Genomic DNA, 23,311 nt, shown 5'->3' with positions numbered 1-23,311 from the left:
GATCCACGTGAGCTCCTCCTCCACCACAGGGCGTACGCCGTACCAGCACCAGGTACGGCGTGGGACCCTCGGCGCGTACCGACTGGTGCGTACCCCTCCGGGCCCGGTGGATCCCCCTCTCCTGGACGCAACGCAACGCGCTGTGGTTGACCACGATCACGGTCCGTTGCTGGTTCTGGCAGGTCCCGGCACCGGCAAGACCACGACGCTGGTCGAGGCGGTCGCCGCGCGCGTGGCCAAGGGCGCAGATCCGGAACGGATCCTGGTGCTCACCTTCAGCCGCAAGGCGGCGGTGGAACTGCGCGACCGGATGGCGCTGCGGCTCGGCGGCACGAAGGGACCGCAGGCGACGACGTTCCACTCCTTCTGTTACGCACTGGTCCGCGCGCACCAGGACGCCGATCTTTTCTCCGAACCGCTGCGGCTGCTGTCAGGTCCCGAGCAGGACGTCGCCGTACGCGAACTCCTGGCGGGCCAGATCGACCTGGAGGCGGACGGGCTGGCGCGCAACGAGTGGCCCGACGAACTGCGTGCCTGTCTGACCACGCGCGGCTTCGCCGACGAGGTACGCGCGGTGCTCGCCCGGAGCCGTGAGCTGGGCCTGGGACCCGATTCCCTGGCCCGCTTCGCGGCCCGCACCGGCCGCCCCGACTGGGGGGCGGCCGCATCGTTCCTCGCTGAATATCTGGACGTTCTGGACATGCAGGGGGTGCTCGACTACGCGGAACTGGTGCACCGGGCTGTCCTGCTGGCGGAGCGTCTGCCGTACGGGTTCCCCTACGACGCGGTGTTCGTGGACGAGTACCAGGACACCGACCCGGCCCAGGTCCGGCTGCTCCAGGCGCTGGCGGGCGGGGGCCGCACGCTGGTCGCCTTCGGCGACCCGGACCAGTCGATCTACGCCTTCCGCGGCGCGGACGTGAACGGCATCCTCGACTTCCCGGACGCCTTCCCGCACGCGGACGGCAGCCCGGCGGGCGTGGCGGTGCTGACGACGTCCCGCCGCAGCGGATCGAAACTGCTGGACGCGACCCGCCTGCTGACGCGCAGGATGCCGCTGCCCCGCCTCCCGTCGGAGAAGGTCCGGGCGCACCGCGAACTGGGCGCCGTCCGCGAGGGAGGGCGGATCGAGACGTACACCTACCCGACGGCCTCCACGGAACTCGACAACATCGCGGACATCCTGCGCCGGGCCCACCTGGAGGAGGGCGTCCCCTGGGGCGACATGGCGGTACTGGTCCGCGCGGGCGGCCGCACGATCCCCTCGGTCCGCCGCGCCCTGACATCGGCGGGCGTCCCCCTGGACATAGACGGCGACGACGTCCCTCTCCGCCACGAACCGGCGGTCACGCCACTGCTGACGGCGTTGCGCGCGGTGGCGGAGGCGGCGATTGGACGGGGCGGCGCGGAGGTCGCGCCGACTGCGGGTTCGCCGGTCGAGGCGGTCGCAGCGGAGGACGCTTCGGCCGAGCCGGGCCCGGGCCGTGGCGCGTCGGACGATGCGGACGGGCCGAGTGCGGCTCCGCCGGTGCACAGCGTTGCCGACGCCGAGGGAGCCGCAGTGGCCGGCCCGGGCGCGTCGCCGGACGGCGTGGCCGCCGACCGCCATGAATCCGCGGCGGAGAACACCACCCCCTGGCTCCGCACCGAGACCGCCCTCGAACTCCTCGCCTCCCCCCTCGGCGGCATGGACACCGCCGACCTCCGCCGCCTCGGCCGCGCGCTGCGTGACGAGGAGCGCGCCGGTGGCAACAAGATCCCCCCGCCCTCCGACGAGCTCCTCGCCCGCGCCCTCGCCGAGCCCGAGCGCCTCGTCGCTCACGACCCCGCGTACGCCCGCGGCGCGCAGCGGCTCGGCGCGCTCCTGCGCAAGGCGCGCGAGCTCCTCGAAGGCGGCGGCACCGCCGAGGAGGCGCTGTGGGAGCTGTGGGCCGGCACCCCCTGGCCGCAGCGCCTGGAACGCGCGGCCCTCCGCGGCGGCGCGTCCGGCCGCAATGCCGACCGCGACCTCGACGCCGTCTGTGCGCTCTTCGACACCGCCGCCCGCGCCGAAGAGCGCACCGGCGGCCGCGGCGCCCTCAACTTCCTCGAAGAGATCGAGGCCCAGGACATCGCCGCCGACACCCTCTCCAAAAGAGAGGTGCGTTCCGACGCCGTACGCCTGATGACCGCCCACCGTTCCAAGGGCCTGGAATGGAGCCTTGTCGTCGTGGCGGGCGTACAGGAGGGCCTGTGGCCCGACCTCCGCCGCCGCGGCTCACTCCTGGAGGCCGACCGCATCGGCCGCGACGGCCTCGCCGAGCCCCTCACCCCCGGCGCCCTCCTCGCCGAGGAGAGAAGGCTCTTCTACGTCGCGGCCTCCCGCGCCCGCGAGCGCCTCGTCGTCACCGCCGTCAAGGCTCCGGCCGACGACGGCGATCAGCCCTCCCGTTTCCTCACCGAACTCGGCGTCGAGCCGAAGGACATCACCGGCCGCCCCCGCCGCCCCCTCGCCGTCGCCGCGCTCGTCGCCGAGCTGCGTGCCACCACGGTGGACCCGCAGGCGAGTCCCGTGCTGCGCGACGCCGCCGCCCGCCGCCTCGCCCGCCTCGCCGCGCTCACCGACGACGAGGGTCAGCCGCTCGTGCCCGCGGCGCACCCCTTCCGCTGGTGGGGCCTGTACGAGCCGACCCACAGCCGGCTGCCCCTGCGCGACCGGAACGAACCCCTCACCCTCTCCGGCAGCGCACTGGACCAGCTCGCCAACACCTGTGCCCTGCAGTGGTTCCTGGGCCGCGAGGTGAAGGCGGACGCCCCGGCCACCGCGGCCCAGGGCTTCGGCAATGTCGTGCACGTACTGGCCGACGAGGTGGCTTCCGGACAGACGCCCGCCGATCTCGCCGTCCTCATGGAACGCCTCGACTCGGTCTGGAACGCGCTCGTTTTCGACGCCCCATGGAAGTCGCGGCAGGAGAAGGAGCACGCGCGCGTGGCGCTCGAACGCTTCCTGCGGTGGCACGTCATGGACCGTGGCGGCCGCACTCCCGCCGCCACCGAGCACGGCTTCGACGTGACCCTGGAGGCCGGTGCGTACGAGGTACGCATCCGGGGCTCCATGGACCGCGTCGAGCAGGACGCCGAAGGACGCGCGTACGTCGTCGACTTCAAGACCGGCAAGCAGACCCCCACCCGCGACGAGGTCGCCCGCCACCCCCAACTCGCCGTCTACCAGCTCGCCGTGCGTGAGGGCGCGCTCGACGAGGCCTTCGGCGGCCGCCGCCCCGAGCCGGGCGGCGCCGAGCTCGTACAGCTGCGACAGGCCGCCGCGAAGAAGGAGGGCGGAGAGGACCTGCCCAAGGTCCAGGCGCAGGAGCCGCTGGCGGGGGAGTGGGTCGGTGAGTTGCTCGCCACCGCCGCCGGCCGCGTCCTCGACGAGCGCTTCACGCCGACCGCCGGACAGCACTGCACCCACTGCGCCTTCCGCGCGTCATGCAGCGCACAGCCCGAGGGCCGCCAGATAGTGGAGTGAGCGGCGCGGTGACGCGGGTCACGAAAGCCGTGCGACGGACCACGTGAACTGCGAGGAGAAGTACATGGCGGCCAAGCGGAAGTTCCTGGTCATCGCGGTGGTCTGGGCGGCCGCGGTCGCCGGACCGGCGGGCTGCTCCACCGGCGACGAGCTCGAGGCCCAAAGCGGCACCGAGAGGATCGAGGCCGTGGACGCCGCGGCCACGAAGGCTTCGGGTAACCCGTTCGGCGGCCTCAGTGCCGACCAGATCGCCGCCAAGGCGGTCGCGGCCACCAAGTCCGCGCGGTCCATGCGGATCGCGGGCAAGGTCACGAGTGGCGGCGAGCTGCTGACCGTCGACTTCGCGGTGGACAGCAAGGGTTCCTGCACCGGCAAGATCGGGATGAAGGGCGGCAATGCCCAGCTTCGCCAGGTCGGCAAGGTCATGTACATCAAGGGCGACGAGAAGTTCTGGAGGGCCGCGATCAGTTCGCAGGCCGACGCCATCACCGAATTGTTGAAGGGCCGTTGGATGAAGGTGCCGCAGGGCACTGCCGCCAGCATGGAAGGGGTCTGCGACCTCAAGGCGATGATCGCCGACATGGGCAAGGACAAATCGGAGCTCCGGGGCATGGCCAAAGGGCCGGACGCGGTGGTCGGCGGCAAGCCGGTGGCGACCCTGGTGAAGAAGAAGCCGGGCGGCGAAACGCTCACCATGTATGTGGCCAAGCAGGGCGCACCCTATGTACTCAAGGTTGTCAGGACGGGCGGCGCCGAATCCGGGGCGCTGACGTTCTCGGACTACAACAAGCCGGTGAAGGCCGTGGCCCCGCCGCCGGACCAGGTGGTGGACGTGGACAACCTGGGCGCGGCCGCCGCCGGCGCGCTCTCGGCCTCAAGCGCGTCAGGCTCCAGCTCCGGTACCGCCGTGGGAGCCTGACGCGGTCGAGGCCGATGGTGGCCATGGCTGTCAGTGGTCGCCATTAGCCTCACTGAGGTGACCGCACGCATCAACGACCCCGAGCAGCTCAAGGAGCTCCTCGGCATCCCCTTCACCCCGGAGCAGACGGCCTGTATCACCGCGCCGCCTGCCCCGCAGGTCATCGTGGCCGGAGCCGGGTCGGGGAAGACGACGGTCATGGCCGCGCGGGTGGTGTGGCTCGTGGGGACCGGCCAGGTCGCCCCGGAGCAGGTGCTCGGTCTCACCTTCACCAACAAGGCGGCGGGCGAACTCGCCGAGCGCGTGCGCACCGCGCTCGTACGGGCCGGGGTGACGGACCCCGACGTCATCGACCCGGACAACCCGCCCGGCGAGCCGCGCATCTCCACCTACCACGCTTTCGCCGGGCAGCTCCTGACCGACCACGGGCTGCGGATAGGCCTGGAGCCGAGCGCCCGGCTGCTCGCCGACGCGACCCGCTATCAGCTCGCCGCGCGCGTGCTGCGCGAAGCGCCTGGGCCCTACCCCTCGCTGACCAAGTCCTTTCCCTCCCTGGTCAGCGACCTGCTGGCGCTCGACGCGGAACTGGCGGAGCATCTCGTACGCCCCGGGCAGCTCGCCGCGTACGACGAGGAACTGCTCCGCACCCTTCACAGCGCCCCGCTCAGCAACGCCGAACTGCGCAAGGTCCCGGAGGCCGCGGCTGCCCGCCGTGAGCTGCTCGATCTCACCGTCCGCTACCGCGAGGCCAAACGCGCCCGCGACCTCCTCGACTTCGGCGACCAGATCGCGCTCTCCGCCGAGCTCGCGCTGACCAGGCCCGAGGTCGGGACGATCCTGCGGGACGAGTTCCGGGTCGTTCTGCTCGACGAGTACCAGGACACCTCGGTGGCCCAACGGCTGCTGCTGTCCGGCCTGTTCGGCCAGGGGACCGGTCATGCCGTGACCGCGGTCGGCGATCCCTGCCAGGCCATCTACGGGTGGCGCGGAGCCTCCGTCGCCAACCTCGACGACTTCCCCGTGCACTTCGCACACGCCGACGGCAGCCCGGCCACGCGCTTCTCGCTCAGTGAGAACCGCCGCAGCGGTGGCCGGCTGCTGCACCTTGCCAATGGCCTGGCGGAGCCCCTGCGCGCCATGCACGCGGGCGTGGAGGCGCTGCGCCCCGCGCCCGGCGCCGAGCGCGACGGATCCGTACGCATCGCCCTCCTCGACACCCACGCGCAGGAGATCGAATGGCTGGCCGACTCGATCGCCCACCTGGTGCGTACGGGCAAGGAGCCCGGCGAGATCGCGGTCCTGTGCCGTACGGCGGGTGACTTTCCCCAGATTCAGGGCGCGCTGGTCGCCAGGGACATCCCGGTGGAGGTCGTCGGCCTGTCCGGGCTGCTGCACCTGCCCGAGGTCGCCGACCTGGTCGCGGTGTGCGAAGTCCTCCAGGACCCGGGGGCCAATGCCTCGCTCGTACGACTGCTCACGGGTCCGCGCTGGCGGATCGGCCCGCGCGACCTGGCCCTCCTCGGCCGCCGGGCCCGGCTGCTCGTCCACCGCACCCGGGCCGACGGCACGGACCCGGACGAACGGCTGGCCGCAGCCGTCGAGGGCACCGATCCGGCGGAGGTCATCTCGCTCGCCGACGCGCTGGACACCTTCCTGGAGTCGGCGGGCGGTCAGGACGACGACCTTCCCTTCTCGGCTCAGGCCCGGGTCCGTTTCGCCCGCCTCGCCGCCGAACTGCGCGATCTGCGCCGCTCGCTGGCCGACCCGCTGATGGACGTACTGCACCGCGTCCTTGGCACCACCGGCCTGGAGGTCGAACTCTCGGCGTCCCCGCACGCCCTGGCCGCCCGCCGCCGCGAGACCCTCGCCAACTTCCTGGACACGGCCGCCGGTTTCGCGGCTCTGGACGGGGAGGCTTCGCTGCTGGCCTTCCTCGCCTTCCTGCGTACGGCCGCGCAGTACGAGAAGGGCCTCGACAACGCCCTGCCGGGTGGTGAGAACACCGTCAAGGTCCTGACGGCCCACAAGTCCAAGGGTCTGGAGTGGGACGTCGTGGCGGTCCCCGGCCTGGTCGCCAAACACTTCCCGAACGACCAGGCGCGCGAGGCCTGGACCTCCCAGTCCAAGGTCCTGCCGCACGCACTGCGCGGCGACGCGGGCACGCTTCCCGACGTGCCGTCCTGGGACGCGAGGGGCCTCAAGGCCTTCAAGGACGCCATGAAGGACCACCAGCACACGGAGGAACTACGCCTGGGCTACGTCACCTTCACGCGCCCCCGCTCCCTGCTCCTGGGCTCGGGCCACTGGTGGGGGCCGAGCCAGAAACGCCGACGGGGCCCGTCGGCGTTCCTGCAGGAGCTGTACGACCACTGCGTGGAGGGCTTCGGCGAGATCGAGATCTGGGCGGAAGAACCGGAACAGGACGCGCAGAACCCGTCCTTGCGGGAGTCGGCGCAGGACCACGCCTGGCCGCTTCCGCTGGACCCGGTGTCGCTGTCCCGCCGCCGTGAGGCGGCGGACACGGTGCTGTCGCACCTGGACGCGCTGACGCTGCTCCCGGCCGAGCCACAGGGGCCGGAGCCCGGGGACGACGAGCCGCTGTGGGACGACGAGCCGCCCTGGGACGAGGACGCCCCGGAGCCGGAGTGGGAACAGGCCGCCCCGTCGGCGGACCTGCCGCACCAGCGCAGCGAGCCGTCCGTGCCTCGCGAGACCGGCGCTCCCGGGGGAGTGGGGGCAACGCCCGAGGACATCCGCACCATCGCCTCCTGGGACCGCGACCTCACCGCCCTCACCGGCGAACTCCGCCGTACCCGCGCCACCGTCCGCGACGTACCCCTGCCGCCCGCCCTGTCCGCCTCCCAGCTCATGCGCCTCGCCGCCGACCCCGACGGCTTCGCCCATGAGCTGGCCCGCCCCATGCCCCGCCCTCCGCAGCCTGCCGCCCGCCGGGGTACCCGGTTCCACGCCTGGGTGGAGTCCCGGTTCGAGGAGCTGCCGCTGCCGATGCTCGGCCCGGACGAGCTCCCCGGGGGCGACGCCGACGACCCCGGGATCGTGGACGAGCGCGACCTGACCGCACTCAAGGAGGCCTTCGAGCGCACCCCGTACGCCCGCCGCACCCCCTACCGCGTCGAGTCGCCGTTCCAGCTCACCCTCGCGGGCCGCGTGATCCGGGGCCGTATCGACGCCGTCTACCGCGACGACGAGGACGGCACGTACGAGATCGTCGACTGGAAGACCAGCCGCACGCGCACCGCGGACCCGCTGCAGCTCGCCATCTACCGCCTTGCCTGGGCCGAGCAGCACGACCTCCCTCCGGAAGCCGTCAAAGCAGCGTTCGTCTACGTCCGCAGCGGCGAGATCGCGCGCCCCACCGCCCTCCCCGGCCGGGCCGATCTTGAGCGCATCCTGCTGGGCGAGACGGCCGACGAGAGAGCAGCCGGGGCCCGTTAGGCTCACCTGCATGAGCGACACCCCGGACAGCGCCGTCCGTACGTACATCGAGCAGCACCGCGCCGCCTTCCTCGACGATCTCGCCGACTGGCTGCGTATCCCGTCCGTGTCGGCCCAGCCCGATCACGCCGCGGACGTACGGCGCAGCGCCGACTGGCTCGCGGCCAAGCTCAAGGAGACCGGCTTCCCGGTCACCGAGGTCTGGCCCACGCCCGGCGCACCCGCGGTCTTCGCCGAGTGGCCCTCCGGCGACCCGGACGCGCCCACTGTGCTCGTCTACGGTCACCACGACGTCCAGCCCGCCGCCCGCGAGGATGGCTGGCACAGCGACCCGTTCGAGCCGCTGATCGCCGACGGCCGGATGTACGGGCGGGGCGCGGCCGACGACAAGGGCCAGGTGTTCTTCCACACCCTGGGTGTACGGGCCCATCTCGCCGCCACCGGCCGTACCGCCCCCGCGGTCAACCTCAAGCTGCTCATCGAGGGCGAGGAGGAGTCGGGTTCGCCGAACTTCCGCGCACTCGTCGAAGCCAACGCAGGACGTCTCGCCTCCGACGCCGTGATCGTCTCGGACACCGGAATGTGGTCCGAGACGACCCCCACCGTCTGCACCGGCATGCGCGGCCTGGTGGACTGCGAGATCGATCTGTACGGCCCGGACCAGGACATCCACTCCGGCTCCTTCGGCGGCGCGGTCCCGAACCCGGCCACCGTCGCCGCCCGCCTCGTCGCGGCGCTGCACGACGCCGACGAGCAGGTGACGATCCCGGGCTTCTACGACGGCATCGCGCCGCTCACCGGCGCCGAGCGCGAACTGCTCGCCGAGCTTCCCTTCGACGAGGCGTCCTGGCTGAAAACCGCCAATTCGCACGGCACCCTGGGCGAGGCCGGATACACGACCCTGGAGCGCGTCTGGGCCCGCCCGACCGCCGAGCTCAACGGCGTCGGCGGCGGCTACCAGGGCCCCGGCGGCAAGACGATCATTCCGTCGTCGGCGCAGCTGAAGCTTACGTTCCGGCTTGTCGCGGGACAGGATCCGGACACCATCGAGAAGATCGTCGACGCATGGGTCACGGATCGCGTTCCGGCCGGGATCCGCCACGAGATCCGCTTCGGCGCCTCGACCCGCCCCTGTCTGACCCCGCTGGACCACCCCGCCCTGCAGTCGGTCGTGCGGGCCATGAGCCGCGCCTTCGACGGGCAGAAGATCCGTTTCACGCGCGAGGGCGGCTCGGGACCTGCTGCGGACCTGCAGGACGTCCTGGCGGCCCCGGTGCTGTTCCTCGGCATCTCCGTACCGTCCGACGGCTGGCACGCCCCGAACGAGAAGGTCGAACTGGACCTGCTCGTCAAGGGCGTCGAGACCACCGCCCACCTGTGGGGCGACCTCGCCCAAGCCCTGCGCTGAACTCCGCTGACACGACACCCAATCCACCCGGGGGAGTTGGAAATACCGTGAGCACCAACAGCTACGCCACCGCGGACCGCCCGATCGTTCTCACCGCGCCGACCGGCATCGACCGCGAGGCGCACCATCGCCTCGACGAGGCATGGCTCGCGGCGGCCTGGAGTCACCCGACGACCCGGGTCTTCGTGGTCTGTGGGGGCCAGGCGCTGATCGACGACACCCCCGACGGCCGTACCGAACTGGTGATGATCCCGGCCTTCGAGGCCCCGGTCACCGAGACCCACCGCTACTTCCTTGGTACGGACGAAGAGGGCGTGCGCTACTTCGCGCTCCAGAAGGACGCCCTTCCCGGGCGTATGGACCAGTCGGCCCGTCCCGCGGGCCTGCGCGAGGCCGGACTGCTGCTTTCTCCGCGCGACGCGGGGCTGCTGGTGCACGCCGTCGCGCTGGAGAACTGGCAGCGGCTGCACCGCTTCTGCTCACGCTGCGGCGAGCGCACGGTCATCGCGGCCGCGGGCCACATCCGCCGCTGCCCCGCCTGCGGCGCCGAGCACTACCCCCGTACCGACCCTGCCGTGATCATGCTCGTCACCGACGAGCAGGACCGCGCGCTGCTGGGCCGCCAGGTCCACTGGCCGGAGGGACGCTTCTCCACGCTCGCGGGCTTCGTCGAGCCGGGCGAGTCGATCGAGCAGTCGGTGCGCCGGGAGGTCTTCGAGGAGGCGGGTGTCACGGTCGGCGACGTCGAGTACATCGCCAGCCAGCCCTGGCCCTTCCCCTCCAGCCTGATGCTCGGCTTCGTGGCGCGGGCGACGTCCGCGGAGATCAACGTGGACGGCGAGGAGATCCACGAGGCGCGCTGGTTCTCCCGGGACGACCTGCGGGCCGCCTTCGAGTCCGGGGAGGTGCTGCCTCCCTACGGGATCTCGATTGCGGCCCGCCTGATCGAGCTCTGGTACGGAAAGCCGTTGCCCAAGCCCGGTGATGTCGGCTGAGAGGCCTTGCGGCTCAGACGCCGATCTTCTGCTTGACCTGCGCCAGCGAGGGGTTGGTCAGCGTCGATCCGTCCGGGAAGAGCACGGTGGGGACGGTCTGATTGCCCCCGTTGGCCTTCTCGACAAAGGCCGCGGACTGCGGGTCCTGCTCGATGTTGATCTCGGTGTACGCGATGCCCTCGCGGTCCATCTGGCTCTTCAGCCGACGGCAGTAGCCACACCACGTGGTGCTGTACATCGTCACAGTGCCCTGCATCGTCTCTCGTGCTCCTCTGTCTCGCAGTCCGGTCCCTTTGCTCGATGCGTCTTCGCACCGGGTACTTGAACGTACGCGACCTGTCCACCATTCCCGCATTAGTACGACTGCCCAGGGGCCCCTGTGGACAACGGCAACGGCAGCCTCGTGCGACCTGGCAGCATGGCGGTGTGACAGCAGCAACGCACTCCTCCCTTTTCCCGCAGGTCCCCGAGTCGGCGGACGCGGTGCTCGACGGGCTCGACCCCGAGCAGCGCGAAGTGGCGACGGCCCTGCACGGTCCGGTGTGTGTGCTGGCAGGCGCCGGCACGGGCAAGACACGCGCGATCACGCACCGCATCGCGTACGGCGTGCGCGCCGGCATACTCCAGCCCGCCAGTGTGCTGGCCGTCACCTTCACCAACCGCGCCGCGGGCGAGATGCGCGGGCGGCTGCGCCAGCTCGGCGCGGGCGGTGTGCAGGCACGCACCTTCCACTCCGCCGCGCTGCGCCAGCTCCAGTACTTCTGGCCGAAGGCGGTCGGCGGTGATCTGCCCCGGCTGCTCGAGCGCAAGATCCAGCTGGTCGCCGAGTCCGCCGCGCGCTGCCGTATCCGGCTCGACCGCAATGAGCTGCGGGATGTGACGAGCGAGATCGAGTGGGCCAAGGTCACCCAGACCGTCCCCGCCGACTACCCGGCCGAGGTCGCCAAATCGCATCGCGACGCCCCTCGCGACACTGCGGAGATCAGTCAGATCTACGCGATGTACGAGCAGCTCAAGCGGGACCGCTCGGTGATCGACTTCGAGGATGTCCTGCTCCTCGCGGTCGGCATCCTCCAGGACCGGCACGACATCGCCGACCAGATCCGCAGCCAGTACCAGCACTTCGTGGTGGATGAGTACCAGGACGTCAGCCCTCTCCAGCAGCGACTGCTCGATCTGTGGCTGGGCGACCGGGACAGCCTCTGTGTCGTCGGCGACGCCAGCCAGACGATCTACTCCTTCACCGGCGCGACCCCCGACCATCTGCTGAACTTCCGCACCCGCCACCCCGGCGCGACCGTCGTCAAGCTCGTCCGCGACTACCGCTCCACGCCACAGGTCGTCCATCTCGCCAATGGTCTGCTGAGCCAGGCCCACGGCCGCGCCGCCGAGCACCGTCTCGAACTGATCTCGCAGCGCGAGGCAGGCCCCGAGCCCGCCTACACCGAGTACGCCGACGAACCGGCCGAGGCCGAGGGCACCGCCCGCCGTATCCGCGACCTCATCGCCGCGGGCGTCCCGGCCGGGGAGATCGCCGTGCTCTACCGCGTCAACGCCCAGTCGGAGGTCTACGAACAGGCCCTGGCAGATGCCGGAGTCCCCTACCAGTTGCGTGGCGCCGAGCGCTTCTTCGAACGCCAGGAGGTCAGGGAGGCGGGCATCGCCCTGCGCGGCGCCGCCCGAGCCGGCGGCAATGACGCCCTGCTCGACGACGCCGGGGATCTGCCGTCCCAGGTCCGGGCCGTGCTCTCGACGAAGGGCTGGACCACCGAGCCGCCCGCCGGATCGGGCGCGGTGCGCGACCGCTGGGAGTCCCTGGCCGCGCTGGTCCGCCTCGCCGAGGACTATGTGCGGGTCAAGCCGGAGGCGACCCTCTCCGATCTGGTGGCCGAGCTCGACGAACGCGCCGCCGCCCAGCACGCCCCCACCGTCCAGGGCGTCACCCTGGCCTCGCTCCACTCGGCGAAGGGCCTGGAGTGGGACGCCGTGTTCCTGGTCGGCCTCACCGAGGGCATGATGCCGATCACCTACGCCAAGACCGACGAGCAGGTCGAGGAGGAGCGCCGGCTGCTCTATGTCGGCGTGACCCGGGCCCGGCTCCATCTCTCGCTGTCCTGGGCGCTGTCGCGTTCCCCTGGCGGCCGCGCCTCCCGCCGCCCCACGCGCTTCCTCAACGGGATGCGCCCGGGATCGGTCGCCCCTGGCGCCCCTGGCGCCCGTGGCGCGGGCGGCTCAGGCGGCATCGAGCGCGGCGCCGGCCGGCGCAAGCGGCGTGGACCCGTGTTGTGCCGTGTCTGCGGCAAGACGCTCACCGACGCGGGCGAGATGAAGCTGATGCGCTGTGAGGACTGCCCCTCCGACATGGACGAGGCGCTGTACGAGCGCCTTCGGGAGTGGCGCTCGGAGCAGGCGAAGGAGCTGGGCCAGCCCGCGTACTGCGTGTTCACCGACAAGACGCTGATGGCGATCGCCGAGGCCGTGCCGGGCAGCGAGGGGGAGTTGGCCCAGATCTCCGGCGTCGGCGGACGCAAACTTGAGCGCTTTGGAGCCGATGTGCTGGTCATCTGCGCAGGTCAGGAAGTTGGAGAGGGCGACGAGGAGGACTGATACAAACTCGTCGAGAAAATAGTTTGCGCGCGCCCCAGCCAGCCCCATAGGTTCTTAACCACGGGAACAGCGACTTCTCTGAAGCCCTGTCCTCGTGCTGTACTTATCCGAATACGCGCGATCGGCCCCGGCCGGTCCTCTAGACGCCGAGAGGAGGCGATTCCAGTGATCAGCACCAAGACCCGCTTCACCAGCACCAAAGTGACCGATCGCTCGGTCGTCTCCGCCTGCACGCTCGGCTTCTCCGCGGCGTTCAACGGCACCGGTCTGTCCGGCTTCTCCGCCGTGCTTCCGGTGTCCGGCCTGGGCGGTCTCCCCGTCCTGGAGCGCAATGAGCGACCGACCAAGGCACTGGAAGCAGGAGTAGCAGCGGCAGAGGCTCGGGCCTATGCCATTGCGGCGGCCAGTGCCGAAACCCAGAAGCAGACGACGCAGCACCACACGATGTGGGCCTTCCGTGGGCTCGAACCCTGGAGTGATCCAGCCTGATCCAGATCAGGCCGGCGCCTTCAGGGCCGCGGAACCCCACCCGGGATCCGCGGCCCTTCTGTTTTCCCCGAACGGGGACCACAGAGCGAAGGGGCCTCGGGACAAGCAACACCCGGTACCAGCCGACACCCGGCCAACAGGCCGGAACCGACCAGACGAGGAAGACACCACCGTGCAACTCGAAGCGCACGCCCCGTCCGTACCGCCTTCCGAGACGATCCCCCCGCCCGCCCTCACGGAGGACTCCACCTTGACTCCGCTCACCGCGCTCTCCGCGCTCGACGACGCCATCGAGAACCTCGGCGTACCCGTCCCCTGCCGTGCTTACGACCCGGAGGTCTTCTTCGCCGAGTCCCCGGCCGACGTCGAGTACGCCAAGTCCCTCTGCCGCACCTGCCCGCTGATGGAGGCCTGCCTCGCCGGCGCCAAGGAGCGGCGTGAGCCGTGGGGCGTCTGGGGCGGAGAGCTCTTCGTCCAGGGCGTGGTCGTCGCCCGCAAGCGGCCGCGTGGCCGCCCGCGCAAGAACCCGGTCGCGGCATGACCGTCATCGGAACCATCGACCGCCCCATCACGCACGATCCCCAGAAGCTGGCCCCCATGACCTCTTCCACCAGCGAGCCGTCCGGCTCCGCCACCCCAGACGTCACCACCACCGGCGCGAACGCCTCGCGTCAGAACAGGACCCGTGAAATGCAACTCATCCCAGAAGCCATGGCTCGTGCGCATATGCACGAGCGCCTGCGCGAGGCCGAGGCCGAAAGCCAGGCCGTGCGCCTGGTCGCCGCCCGGCGGATGCAGCGCCGCGCCGAGCGCGCCTCGCTGCGTGCCCGCCGCGCGCTGGCCATGGCCGTCATGCACTGATCGCGCAAGCGCTCCGCCACGTAGGCACTGAACCCGCGGGGCCCGGTCCGAACGGACCGGGCCCCGCGGTGCGTTGTCCCTGCGGCACGTCCGTTACGGGGTTATCGTCACGAGGTGGACCAGCAGCAGACTCCTCACCCTGCGCAGGCGGGTGCCGAGAGCATCGTGTGTTCCCACTGCGGCACCGTCGCCGAGGGACCACCGCCGACCTGGACCTGCTCCGTGGAGAACGGCACCCGTCACTACTTCTGCGACGACTGCGCACGCGCCAACATCAGGGCGATCGAGGGCAGGCTCGACTCCGCCTGGTGGTGAACGCCGCCTGACACCGGGCCGCCGGAGCTACTGGTGGCGGAGCGCCCGGCGGCGATCGTTCACGCCCCCGCCTCGACCGCCGTGCCGTCCTCCTCGTCCTCGGGCAGGAATCCGGGCAGCCACGACTCGAGTTCGTCCCGCAGCCGCACCGCCGCGTTCAGCTGGCAGAGCACCCCGATCGTGCTCAGCGTCACCCGGTGTATCAGCAGATACGAGGGCGGCAGATTGAGCTGCTTGCCCAGCTGATGCGCGGGGGATCGGATGTCGGCGATCCGGGCCGCCTGGTTGCGCATCCAGCTGCGGCTGAACGTGAACTCCCCGACCTCGGCGGGCTCGATGATCGGCAGAAGATACTCGAGCACCGCGTCCGGGTCCAGCTCTATCGACTCCTTGACGAAGCCCGCCTCGCGCAGCAGCTCGTAGACCGCCTCGGCCTCGCCCTCCAGCGTCATCCGCAGACAGTCGCCGATGGTCTGCGGCAGCCCGCCGGGCAGCCTGTCCACCGTGCCGAAGTCCAGTACGCCGAGCCGCCAGCCCTTGCCGTCCTCCTCCGGAAGCAGCCGGAAGTTCCCCGGGTGGGGATCGGCGTGCAACAGTCCCGTGCGCGCCGGGCCGGAGAAGAGGAAGCGGGCAAGCAGCTGCCCCGCGCGGTTCCGCTGCTCCTCGGTGCCGTCGGCGATCACCTCGGCCAGCGGGATCCCGTCGATCCACTCCGTCACCAGCACCTGATCGCTCTGGTGCACCACATCCGGCACCACCACATCGGGATCGTCGGCGAACTCGGCGGCGTGCTCCCGCTGTGCCTGCGCCTCCAGCTCGTAGTCCAGCTCCTCCGAGACCCGGTCGCGGAGTTCCGAGATCAGAGGCTTGATGTCCATGCCCGGGATCAGCGGCCCGAGCAGCCGGGCGAAGCGGCTGAGCTGAGTGAGGTCGGACAGCAACGCGTCGCCCGCCCCCGGGTACTGCACCTTCACCGCGACCTCACGCCCGTCGTGCCACACCGCCCGGTGCACCTGGCCGATGGACGCGGCGGCCGACGGCTTGTCCTCGAAGTTCAGGAACAGCTCCCGCCAGTCCTCGCCCAGCCGCTCGGCGAGGACCGCGTGGACCGTACGCGTCGGCATCGGGGGCGCGGCGTCCTGGAGCTTGGTGAGGGCCGCGCGGTAAGGGCCCGCGACCTCCTCGGGAAGGGCGGACTCGAAGACGGACATGGCCTGCCCGAACTTCATCGCACCGCCCTTCAGCTCGCCGAGCACCTTGAACAGCTGCTCCGCCGTGCGCTGTTGCAGTTCCCTGGCCACGATCTCCGCGGACTTCCCGCCGATCCGCTTTCCCAGACCCCAAGTGGCCCGCCCGGCGAAGCCCAGTGGCAGCGCGGCCAGCTTGGCGGTCCGGGTGACCGCTTTCCGGGGAAGATCAGACATGTGCCCCTCCAAATCCCAGACAGCCGTGCCGCGTGTGCCTTACGGCATTGCTCCGTTGACGGCCGTTACCCGGCCATTGTCTCGTGCGGCGACCCGAACTCTGAGGTGTGTCCCCCCTCACTCTTCCCTCCCGCTCCGCAGGCACAGTGAAGATGCGGCGTGATTGTCTCCGAGCGCCACTCCAGCAGCGGCAGTGAAACCTCCCAGCGCGCTCCCGTGCTCGTGGGCAGCTCCCCGTCGAGCAAGGACAGCGCGTGCGCTGCCGTCATCCCCGCAACGGCGGTGGCGAGGGCGACATCGCACGCCGGTAGTGCGCGGCGGCCCGACCGCCACTGCGCGAGCAGCCTCGCCCTGCCCGGATCCCGCTCCACGCCGTCCAGCTCCAGGCAGCTCGCGCACGCCGTGCCGCCGGGCAGCACCAGCGGGCCGACGACGCCGGTTGCTTCGACAACTCCCGCGTAAATATGAGGTGTTCCGCCGACGATCCAGTCCGCGGCGCCGGCCGGGTCGGGTGCGTATGCCGCGAGACCGTCCCGTGGGGCCACCACAACCAGAGAGAGACCTGGCTCACCGCAGCCCGGTGCCGTCGCGTACTCGGACGCGCGCGGCGGGCGGTCGGGAGCGGTCCGCCGCACCAGCTGCCGGGCCGACGCCTCCCGCCGCTCACCGACAGCCTCGGCCGGCAGCCCGCCGGGCGCCACGTCCCATGGCTCTGTGCACCCGCCGTCGAGCACTTCGACCCGGCCCACCCCCGAGGCCGACAGCACCGCGGCGACCGTCGCACCCACACGGCCCGCGCCCCGGACCTGGACGCGCATCGCGCGCCGGGCCGCCAGGCGCCGTATCCCACCGCCCGGTTCCGGATCGACCACGGACAGCGATGCCAGATCGGGGCGCAGCCGGTCGAACGCGCCCGTCCGTTTCCGTAAGGCGTCGGCCGCGGGCCCGCCCGCCGTCGGATCGTCGAGCAGTCCGGCCGATGTCAAGCGCTTCACCAGCGCGTCCACTTGTCCTTCCGGGAGCCCTATCTCCCGAGCCTCCTGACGCAGCAGCGGCAGCCCTCGCGTCCCGTCGAAGAGCTCGAGCAGGGCTCCCGTCGCCGTGTCCACCGGGCCGACCATCACCGCATGCGCGGGCATCGTCCCGAACTGCACCGTTTGCCGCTCCCGCCATGCCCGCTTCAGGGCAGGCTTCACCATCGGATGCATTTCCACGTCCCCCGTTCCCCACTTCCCCGTTGAAGTCCTGTCGGATCTCTCCGCTGATCTGTTGTCAGAATGCACGGCCGCTCCGCGGGATGTGAAAAGTTATCCACAGGCATGGGGTATTAGTCGTTCAAATGGTGCAGCCATGGAGTGGATCAAGCTCGAACCGTCCCGGAGGCGGGACTTCCCCCACTGACAGCGGGTAACGTCGGGGCGTGTCCGTCGACCCGTCCCCTCGCTTCGCTGGGGAGACCCCACAGCGCAGCACGAAAAGCCGACCGTCCCGCGGATCGGGGACGAGTGCGGTCGAGGTCCGAAGGAGCACCCGGCGCAGCAGAACGGTCTCGGCCTACCGCGAGGGTGACCGCACCATTGTCCTCATCCCCGCCCGGATGTCCGAGGCGGAGGAGCGGCGCTGGGTCACCGTGATGCTGGACAAGCTCGCCGCTCAGGAGAGCAAGCGCATCCTCGGGGACAGTGAACTGGCCGAGCGCGCCGAGCGTTTGTCCGCCCAGTACTTCGACGGACGCGCAAGACCGACATCCGTGCGATGGGTGACGAATCAGAACACCCGCTGGGGCTCCTGCACCCCGGCGGAAGGCAGTATCCGCCTGTCGCACCGCCTGCAGGGGATGCCCGAGTACGTCGTCGACTATGTGCTCGTCCATGAACTGGCCCATCTCCTCGTGCCGGGACACGGACCGCGCTTCTGGCGACTCCTTGAGGCGTATCCGCGCACCGAGCGCGCGCGGGGCTACCTCGAGGGCGTCGTCGCGGCCGACCGGCTGCCGCACCTTCCGGCCGCACGCGGAGAGTGACCGGCGGCCCTCCTGTACCGAATCTGTACCGGCTTGGCTCAATGTCGTACTGAGCCGTTAGCCTGGCGCGACGGATTCACATTTCGGGATGGGGGACGGTCGTTACGCATGGCCAGGGAATTCCAACGCGGCCACAAGGCCAAGATCAGTGATCTCACGCCGGGAACGGATCTGTACGTAGGTGTGCAGATTGCCGCTCCTGGGCTGACCTTCGACATCAGCTGCTTCGGACTCGACGCCAACGAGCAGCTTTCGGACGACCGGTACTTCATCTTCTTCAACCAGCCGAAGTCACCCGAGGAGTCCATCCAGCTGCTTGGCGCGCAGTCCGGTGACACCGAGTCATTCCGCGTCACTCTGGACCGCATTCCGGCGAACATCCACCGGCTCTCTTTCACCGCGACGATCGACGGCGCCGGACAGATGTCGCAGGTCGGCCCCGGATACATCCGAATCGTCGCGGGTGGCGAGGAGGTCGTCAGGTACGCCTTCACCGGCTCGGAGTTCACCACCGAGCGCGCGGTGATGCTGGGCGACTTCTATCTGAAGGACGTCTGGCGCTTCGCCGCCATCGGCCAGGGCTTCGACGGCGGACTCGACGCACTGCTCAAGAACTTCGGCGGCGAGGTCGCCGAGGAGCAGCCGGCTGCGCAGCAGCCCCAGGGTGCCGGGCCGTCGTTCGCGCCGCCCCCGCAGGCCACCGCGCCTCCGGCGTTCGGCGCACCGGCCGCACCGCAGGCGCCTCAGGCCCCGCAGCCCGCGCCCTCGTTCGGCGCCCCTGCGGCCCCGGCACCTGCCCCGGCCCTTCAGCCGAACCCGCAGATGCACGCCGCGCCCACCATCGCGGCCCCGATGAGCCCGCCCGCGGGCACTGTGCCGCCGCCTGCGCCGGCTCCGTACGGACAGCCGCCCCAGCAGCCGCAGTACGGCCAGGTCCCGGGACAGATGCCGGGTCAGGTCCCCGGCCAGGTCCCGCCGGGTGCGCCCTCGCCGTACGGACAACAGGCACCCACCCCGTACGGACAGCAGCCTCCGGGCATGCCGCAAGGGGTTCCGCAGGGCGTCCCCCAGGGCGTCCCGCAGGCAGGGGCCGGTCTCCAGGCCGCCCTCCAGCCGTACCGCGAGACCGCCACCGGCCAGCGCTGGACCCCGCAGAATCAGCAGCTCATGCGGGTCGATCTGACCATGGGGGGCATGCCCGTGCTGGCCCGTCAGGGCAGCATGGTGATGTACCAGGGCAAGGTCGACTTCAGCTACAAGGGCGCCGGTTTCGCCGGCCGCATCGTCGGCAACGCCACCGGCCAGGAGATGCAGCTGATGCGCTGCTCCGGCCGCGGCCAGGTCTTCCTCGCCGAGAACGGCGCGCATCTGCACTCCATCGAGCTGCAGGGCGACGGCATTTGCGTCTCCGCCGAGAACGTCCTCGCCTTCGACGAGTCCCTGCAGCACGAAGTCCGCAGGATCGAGGGTCACGGCATACCCGGCGGCGCGCTGTTCACGATGATGTTCCAGGGCACCGGCACGGTCGTCGTGAAGACCCAAGGCGTCCCCGTGGTCCTCCCGGTCACGCCGACGACCTTCGCCGACTGCAACGCGGTCGTCGCCTGGTCGGCAGCGTCCCAGGTGATCCTCTCCAGCCAGGTCCGGCTTCGCCGCAACGCGTACCCGGGACACAGCGGAGAGACCGTCAACCTCCAGTTCCGGGGCGCACCCGGCAACTTCATCGTCGTCCAGCCGTACGAGGTCTGAGGGAGCCCGAAGAAATGAACCAGCAACTCGCGGGCTTCGCCCCGACACCGATGGCGGCCCGGATGGAGAACCACGGCCGCGCCATGCTCAAGGTCGCCATGTCCAGCGGCCAGGACCTGTACGCGCGCACCGGCTCGATGGTCGCCTACGAAGGCTTCGTGCAGTACGAGCCGAACCCGCCCGCCGTCCGCCAGATCGCCTCCCAGTGGGTGACCGGCGAGGGCGCGCCCATCATGAAGTGCTCCGGCGACGGACTGCTCTACCTCGCCGACTACGGCGCGGATGTCGTCGTCATCAACCTCAACAACGACTCGCTCTCGGTCAACGGCACCAACCTGCTCGCCTTCGACGCGCATCTCCAGTGGGGCGTCGAGCGGGTCAAGGGCCTGGCCAAGTTCGCCGGCCAGGGCCTGTGGAACGTCGAGGTGGCGGGCACCGGCTGGGTGGCCCTCACGTCGCGCGGCACGCCGATCGTCGTCGACTGCGGCCGTGGCGAGGACGAGACCTATGTCGACCCGGACGCCCTTGTCGCCTGGTCCCCGAACCTGAAGGTGAAGGGCAAGCGCAGCTTCAAGGCTTCCTCGCTGATCGGGCGGGGCAGCGGCGAGGCGTACCAGATGGCCTTCTCGGGCCAGGGCATCGTCGTCGTACAGCCGAGCGAGGACAGTACCGACCGCCTGCGGATCCGGAACTGAGGGGGAGCGAGAACACACCATGCAGAGTCCGCTTTTCAGCAACACGGAACAGCAGTCCCAGGACCGGTACGTCGTGCAGAACCCGCAGCTCCTGCGGGTCGCTCTCACCGGCCACGACGACGTCCTCGCCCGCAAGGGCGCCATGGTCGCGTACCAGGGCCTTGTCGACTTCGACGGCGAGTACCAGACGAGCAATCAGCGCCGTGCCCGCGCCAACACCGGCGAGGGCCTCGATCTGATGCGCTGCTCCGGGCAGGGCACCGTCTACTTCGCCAACCTCGCGCAGTACATCCATGTCGTGGACGTCGACCAGGAGGGCATGACGGTCGACAGCGCCTATGTCCTGGCGCTCGACTCCACGCTGCACACCGAAGTCATCGCGGTGGACAGCCAGTACGGAATCTCCGGCTCCGGGAAGTACCAGCTCAATATCTCCGGCCGGGGCAAGGTCGCGCTGATGACCTCCGGCCAGCCGCTGATGATGCAGGTGACGCCCGACAAGTACGTCAATGTCGACGCCGATGCGATCGTCGCCTGGTCGTCCGCGCTGCGGGTGCAGATGCAGGCGCAGACGCACTCCTCCGGTGTACGGCGCAGGCGTGGAAACACAGGCGAGGGCTGGGAGCTGAGCTTCCTGGGCCAGGGCTTCGCGCTGGTGCAGCCCAGTGAGGTCATGCCGCCGCAGAGCGCGGAGATCGGACAGGGCCTGCGTGCGCAGTACGGCATGGGCCAGCACGGCGCCCACGCCCAGAACCAGAACAACGCCTGGAGCTGACGCCACAGAGCACAGGTAAGGGGCGGCCTCCATGGAGGCCGCCCCTTACGCTTCGCTGCGTATTTTGGCTCGCTAGAGAGCCGCGCGCGTCATCTCAAGCAGTCGTACGACCGACTTGTCGGCCACCTCCGCCACCTCGTCGTACGCGAACCAGCGCAGATCCAGAGACTCCTCGCTGATTTCCTCGACCGCTCCGGACGGAGCCAGCGCCGCGTACTGCACATCGAGATGCCAGTGGCAGGGTGCCGGAATCGGATGCCGGTCCAGCCGTACGGGGCCGCCGGGCAGCAGCGTCAGGCCCCTGATCCCGGACTCCTCCGTGGCCTCGCGCAGCGCGGCGGCCGCCAACGTCGTGTCGTCCGGCTCGCAGTGCCCGCCCATCTGGAGCCACATGCCCAGCTTCCTGTGCAGGGTCAGCAGCACCCGCCCGCGCTCGGGGTCGACGACCAGCGCGCTCGCCGTGACATGCCCCGCCCCGCAGGCCTTCCACATTCCGTCGGGATGCGCTGCCAGATGGTCCAGATAGAGACGGCGCAGCTCCTCCTGCTCCTCGTAGCTCGTCAGTACGAGGACCGCGTCGTCGTGCAGGCTCACTTGTCCTTGTCGCCCTCGTCGTCGTCCTTGCCGAGGTCCTTGTCGAGACTCGGCCTGCTGCTGCCCGCGGCCTCGCCGAGCATCTTGTCCAGCTCGGAGAAGTCGAGCTGCTCACGGTGGACGAAGCCGTCGGGGTCGTCGAGATCGCTTGCCGTCGGCAGCATGTCCGGGTGCGCCCACAGGCCGTCACGCCCGTCCACGCCCCGGGCGTCGGTGAGCGATGCCCACAGCCGCGAGGCGTCCCGCAGCCGCCGCGGACGGAGCTGAAGGCCGATCAGCGTCGCGAACGTCTGCTCGGCGGGACCGCCTGATGCCCGCCGCCGGCGCAGCGTCTCGCGCAAGGCGTCCGCGGAGGTCAGCCGCGTCGATGCGGCCTCGTGGACCACCGCGTCCACCCAGCCCTCGACGAGCGCGAGCGCGGTCTCCAGACGGGCCAGCGACGCCTTCTGCTCGGGGGTGTCCTCCGGCTGGAACATGCCCTGCTGGAGGGCTTCCTGAAGCTGCTCGGGATTCTGCGGGTCGAACTGGCCGACCACGTCCTCAAGCTTGGACGTGTCGACCTTGATCCCGCGTGCGTACGCCTCGACCGCGCCGAACAGATGCGAGCGCAGCCACGGCACATGCGCGAAGAGTCGCTGGTGGGCGGCCTCGCGCAGCGCGAGATACAGCCGCACCTCCTCCTTGGGCACCCCAAGGTCCTTGCCGAGCGCCTCGACGTTGAGCGGCAGGAGCGCGGCCTTGCCGGCCGGGCCGAGCGGCAGACCGATGTCGGTCGAGCCGACCACTTCGCCCGCCAGCACGCCCACGGCCTGCCCGATCTGCTGGCCGAACATTGCGCCGCCCATGGAACGCATCATGCCGATCAGCGGGCCTGCCATGGCCTGCATCTCCTCGGGCAGCACATCGCCCATGGCCAGACCGACGCGCTCGGCGACCGGGTCGACGAGCTGCTGCCACGCGGGGAGGGTCGCCTCGACCCACTCGGCACGGCTCCACGCCACGGCGGAGCCGGCGCCGGAGGGGAGCGAGGTCGCTCCGTCCAGCCACAGGTCGGCGAGGCGCACGGCCTCCTCGACCGCGGTGCGCTCGGCCGGGCCGACGCTCTGGTCCTTGGTGCCGTCCGGCGTGCCCTGGGAGACCGTCTGGCGCGCGATCTGCTTGGCCATGTCCCAGTTCACGGGACCGCCCTCGTAGCTCAGCATCTGGCCGAGCTGCTGGAAGGCCGCACCCAGGTCGTTCGGGTTCAGGGAGCCGAACATCGCGGCGAACGGATTGTCCGCGCCGTCCCCAAAGCCAAAACCGAAAGGATTGGCAGGCGAAGGCCCGCCGGAGCCCTGGCCACCTCCGGCGGGATCCTTCTTCTTGCCCTCGTCGCCGTTCTCCGGCTCCTCCGGCGGAAGGCCGAATCCGAATGGGGTGTCACTCACGGGTTTCCTCGGCTCGTAGGGCCGCCGGCTTCCTGCCGGCGGCGGCTGCCCGACTACACACCCAGC

19 protein-coding genes are annotated in these 23,311 nt (G+C 70.7%); 14 read left to right on the top strand and 5 right to left on the bottom strand.

All coding sequences use genetic code 11. The features are described from left to right. The first annotated feature begins 7 nt into the window (after positions 1 to 7). The 5 genes from OHA61_RS12565 to nudC all read left to right on the top strand — a co-directional run bounded on the left by OHA61_RS12565 (position 8) and on the right by nudC (position 10,286). On the top strand, positions 8 to 3,508 hold the full coding sequence (locus OHA61_RS12565; RefSeq protein ID WP_406303139.1) for a UvrD-helicase domain-containing protein: 3,501 nt from the start codon (positions 8 to 10) through the stop codon (positions 3,506 to 3,508). Positions 3,509 to 3,572: 64 nt separating this feature from the next. Continuing rightward, on the top strand, positions 3,573 to 4,427 hold the full coding sequence (locus OHA61_RS12560; protein ID WP_406303138.1) for a hypothetical protein: 855 nt from the start codon (positions 3,573 to 3,575) through the stop codon (positions 4,425 to 4,427). 57 nt (positions 4,428 to 4,484) lie between these two features. Next, on the top strand, positions 4,485 to 7,883 hold the full coding sequence (locus OHA61_RS12555) for an ATP-dependent helicase (RefSeq protein WP_406303137.1): 3,399 nt from the start codon (positions 4,485 to 4,487) through the stop codon (positions 7,881 to 7,883). A 10-nt stretch (positions 7,884 to 7,893) separates the two neighbouring features. Further along, the gene (locus OHA61_RS12550) at positions 7,894 to 9,291 is read left to right on the top strand and encodes a dipeptidase (protein ID WP_406303136.1); all 1,398 of its coding nucleotides are present in this window, start codon (positions 7,894 to 7,896) and stop codon (positions 9,289 to 9,291) included. Positions 9,292 to 9,338: 47 nt separating this feature from the next. Further along, complete coding sequence (gene nudC, locus OHA61_RS12545) at positions 9,339 to 10,286, top strand: NAD(+) diphosphatase (RefSeq protein WP_361914805.1); 948 nt, start codon at positions 9,339 to 9,341, stop codon at positions 10,284 to 10,286. Positions 10,287 to 10,299: 13 nt separating this feature from the next. On the opposite strand, the gene OHA61_RS12540 is transcribed toward nudC, so the two are convergent. After that, entirely contained in the window at positions 10,300 to 10,542 is a 243-nt protein-coding gene (locus OHA61_RS12540) for a mycoredoxin (RefSeq protein ID WP_095936509.1), read from the bottom strand. 44 nt (positions 10,543 to 10,586) lie between these two features. Here OHA61_RS12540 and OHA61_RS12535 point away from each other — a divergent pair, with 44 nt between their 5' ends. From OHA61_RS12535 to OHA61_RS12515, 5 genes are all read left to right on the top strand, one after another. Then, a complete protein-coding gene (locus OHA61_RS12535) occupies positions 10,587 to 12,893 on the top strand; it encodes an ATP-dependent DNA helicase UvrD2 (RefSeq protein WP_406303135.1) in 2,307 nt (768 codons plus the stop codon). A gap of 159 nt (positions 12,894 to 13,052) precedes the next feature. Continuing rightward, on the top strand, positions 13,053 to 13,382 hold the full coding sequence (locus OHA61_RS12530; protein WP_406307333.1) for a hypothetical protein: 330 nt from the start codon (positions 13,053 to 13,055) through the stop codon (positions 13,380 to 13,382). 172 nt (positions 13,383 to 13,554) lie between these two features. Next, positions 13,555 to 13,923, top strand: coding sequence for a WhiB family transcriptional regulator (locus OHA61_RS12525; RefSeq protein WP_142213804.1), 369 nt, complete (start codon positions 13,555 to 13,557; stop codon positions 13,921 to 13,923). Further along, positions 13,920 to 14,243 carry a hypothetical protein gene (locus OHA61_RS12520; protein WP_361911310.1) on the top strand — a complete coding sequence of 108 codons (324 nt, stop codon included), beginning with the start codon at positions 13,920 to 13,922 and terminating at the stop codon, positions 14,241 to 14,243. Before OHA61_RS12525 ends, OHA61_RS12520 begins: the two co-directional genes overlap by 4 nt. Positions 14,244 to 14,357: 114 nt before the next feature. Then, the gene (locus tag OHA61_RS12515) at positions 14,358 to 14,558 is read left to right on the top strand and encodes a hypothetical protein (RefSeq protein ID WP_266487192.1); all 201 of its coding nucleotides are present in this window, start codon (positions 14,358 to 14,360) and stop codon (positions 14,556 to 14,558) included. Between the two features lie 59 nt (positions 14,559 to 14,617). Here the strand turns inward: OHA61_RS12515 and OHA61_RS12510 are convergent, their stop codons facing one another. Further along, complete coding sequence (locus OHA61_RS12510; protein WP_406303134.1) at positions 14,618 to 15,982, bottom strand: ABC1 kinase family protein; 1,365 nt, start codon at positions 15,980 to 15,982, stop codon at positions 14,618 to 14,620. Positions 15,983 to 16,047: 65 nt separating this feature from the next. Beyond that, positions 16,048 to 17,190, bottom strand: coding sequence for a ThiF family adenylyltransferase (locus tag OHA61_RS12505; RefSeq protein ID WP_406307332.1), 1,143 nt, complete (start codon positions 17,188 to 17,190; stop codon positions 16,048 to 16,050). 212 nt (positions 17,191 to 17,402) lie between these two features. Between OHA61_RS12505 and OHA61_RS12500 the strand changes: the two genes are divergently transcribed. The 4 genes from OHA61_RS12500 to OHA61_RS12485 all read left to right on the top strand — a co-directional run bounded on the left by OHA61_RS12500 (position 17,403) and on the right by OHA61_RS12485 (position 21,224). Then, a complete protein-coding gene (locus OHA61_RS12500; RefSeq protein WP_324982845.1) occupies positions 17,403 to 18,005 on the top strand; it encodes a M48 family metallopeptidase in 603 nt (200 codons plus the stop codon). Positions 18,006 to 18,113: 108 nt separating this feature from the next. Next, on the top strand, positions 18,114 to 19,754 hold the full coding sequence (locus OHA61_RS12495; RefSeq protein ID WP_406303133.1) for a TerD family protein: 1,641 nt from the start codon (positions 18,114 to 18,116) through the stop codon (positions 19,752 to 19,754). 14 nt (positions 19,755 to 19,768) lie between these two features. Continuing rightward, positions 19,769 to 20,449: an AIM24 family protein gene (locus tag OHA61_RS12490; RefSeq protein ID WP_266487198.1), complete on the top strand. Its 681-nt coding sequence runs from the start codon at positions 19,769 to 19,771 to the stop codon at positions 20,447 to 20,449. A gap of 19 nt (positions 20,450 to 20,468) precedes the next feature. Further along, positions 20,469 to 21,224 carry an AIM24 family protein gene (locus OHA61_RS12485; protein ID WP_406303132.1) on the top strand — a complete coding sequence of 252 codons (756 nt, stop codon included), beginning with the start codon at positions 20,469 to 20,471 and terminating at the stop codon, positions 21,222 to 21,224. 72 nt (positions 21,225 to 21,296) lie between these two features. Here OHA61_RS12485 and OHA61_RS12480 read toward each other — a convergent pair whose 3' ends face one another. Both OHA61_RS12480 and OHA61_RS12475 read right to left on the bottom strand, forming a co-directional pair. Then, positions 21,297 to 21,818, bottom strand: a complete 522-nt coding sequence (locus tag OHA61_RS12480; protein WP_406303131.1) for an NUDIX hydrolase — start codon at positions 21,816 to 21,818, stop codon at positions 21,297 to 21,299. Further along, a complete protein-coding gene (locus OHA61_RS12475; protein ID WP_406303130.1) occupies positions 21,815 to 23,245 on the bottom strand; it encodes a zinc-dependent metalloprotease in 1,431 nt (476 codons plus the stop codon). Before OHA61_RS12475 ends, OHA61_RS12480 begins: the two co-directional genes overlap by 4 nt. Positions 23,246 to 23,311 lie beyond the last annotated feature (66 nt).

The sequence above is a fragment of the Streptomyces sp. NBC_00885 genome (assembly GCF_045207475.1).
Lineage (GTDB): Bacteria > Actinomycetota > Actinomycetes > Streptomycetales > Streptomycetaceae > Streptomyces.
The sequence above is the reverse complement of the archived record's forward strand: the minus strand, read 5'-3'. Positions and strand labels throughout refer to the sequence as shown.

What these genes read in the sequence shown, in the direction of transcription:
- OHA61_RS12560 (WP_406303138.1), top strand. Translation starts at nt 3,573, where the DNA reads ATGGCGGCCAAGCGGAAGTTCCTGGTCATCGCGGTGGTCTGGGCGGCC.
- OHA61_RS12550 (WP_406303136.1), top strand. Translation starts at nt 7,894, where the DNA reads ATGAGCGACACCCCGGACAGCGCCGTCCGTACGTACATCGAGCAGCAC.
- OHA61_RS12540 (WP_095936509.1), bottom strand. Translation starts at nt 10,542, where the DNA reads ATGCAGGGCACTGTGACGATGTACAGCACCACGTGGTGTGGCTACTGC.
- OHA61_RS12535 (WP_406303135.1), top strand. Translation starts at nt 10,587, where the DNA reads ATGCGTCTTCGCACCGGGTACTTGAACGTACGCGACCTGTCCACCATT.
- OHA61_RS12520 (WP_361911310.1), top strand. Translation starts at nt 13,920, where the DNA reads ATGACCGTCATCGGAACCATCGACCGCCCCATCACGCACGATCCCCAG.
- OHA61_RS12510 (WP_406303134.1), bottom strand. Translation starts at nt 15,982, where the DNA reads ATGTCTGATCTTCCCCGGAAAGCGGTCACCCGGACCGCCAAGCTGGCC.
- OHA61_RS12505 (WP_406307332.1), bottom strand. Translation starts at nt 17,190, where the DNA reads ATGCATCCGATGGTGAAGCCTGCCCTGAAGCGGGCATGGCGGGAGCGG.
- OHA61_RS12495 (WP_406303133.1), top strand. Translation starts at nt 18,114, where the DNA reads ATGGCCAGGGAATTCCAACGCGGCCACAAGGCCAAGATCAGTGATCTC.
- OHA61_RS12490 (WP_266487198.1), top strand. Translation starts at nt 19,769, where the DNA reads ATGAACCAGCAACTCGCGGGCTTCGCCCCGACACCGATGGCGGCCCGG.
- OHA61_RS12485 (WP_406303132.1), top strand. Translation starts at nt 20,469, where the DNA reads ATGCAGAGTCCGCTTTTCAGCAACACGGAACAGCAGTCCCAGGACCGG.